The sequence below is a fragment of the Salinicola socius genome (genome assembly GCF_001937195.1).
In the GTDB taxonomy this organism is placed as follows: domain Bacteria; phylum Pseudomonadota; class Gammaproteobacteria; order Pseudomonadales; family Halomonadaceae; genus Salinicola; species Salinicola socius.
The window spans coordinates 1-605 of sequence record NZ_MSDO01000080.1; the positions used below are offsets into that span (position 1 = coordinate 1).

The 605-nt window shown below is 58.8% G+C and carries 2 protein-coding genes; one reads left to right on the forward strand and one right to left on the reverse strand.

Annotated elements, in window-relative coordinates:
* Positions 1-220, forward strand: a 220-nt coding sequence (locus BTW07_RS19930) for a hypothetical protein (RefSeq protein WP_158025903.1), incomplete at its 5' end; no start/stop codon positions are given.
* Here BTW07_RS19930 and BTW07_RS18880 read toward each other — a convergent pair.
* Positions 217-435, reverse strand: a complete 219-nt coding sequence (locus BTW07_RS18880; protein WP_075571664.1) for a hypothetical protein — start codon at positions 433-435, stop codon at positions 217-219. The two genes, BTW07_RS19930 and BTW07_RS18880, sit on opposite strands and share 4 nt — an antisense overlap.
* Positions 436-605: the final 170 nt, after the last annotated feature.

A 605-nucleotide genomic window follows, 5' to 3' on the forward strand; every position in this document is an offset into this window, starting at 1 on the left:
ACAGATCCTGGTAGCGCTGGGTCAGTTCGCCCTGGATACCGTCGTTCTGGGTTTCGGCTTCGGCCATCAGGTCATCGCTGAGGCCCTGACCATCGAAGTCGGCCACGACATCATCGCCCGAGGGGGCGCCATCCTGATTGGTGAAGGTGTCGACGAGGTTATTGAAGCCATCGTTGATGGCCTTGCGAACGCTACCTATGGCATCGAGTACGGCACCTAGACCGTCGCCGTCATCGTTACCGCTGTCACTGTCGCCGCCAGAACTGCCACCGTCAGAGCCGCTATCGCCACCGGTCGAGCCACCTGACCCACTACCACCCCCCGATGAGCCGCCACCGCCAGAGCCACCGCTGCCGGTATCAGAACCGCTATCGGTGCCGCCGCCAGAACTCCCGCCATCACTGCCGCCAGAGTTGCCACCGTTATCGGAGTCATCGATGACCTGCCCGTTTTGGTCGATATGGATCGTGTTAATGTCAGAGGACTGTCCTGTATAGCAGTAGGTATTAGAACCGGAGGTATAGGAGCCTTTAGAACAACTGGAAGGGTCGCTGGTTAATTGAAAGGGTGAGTCTGAGATAGTCGGTGCGTCGGAGTCGGGATTG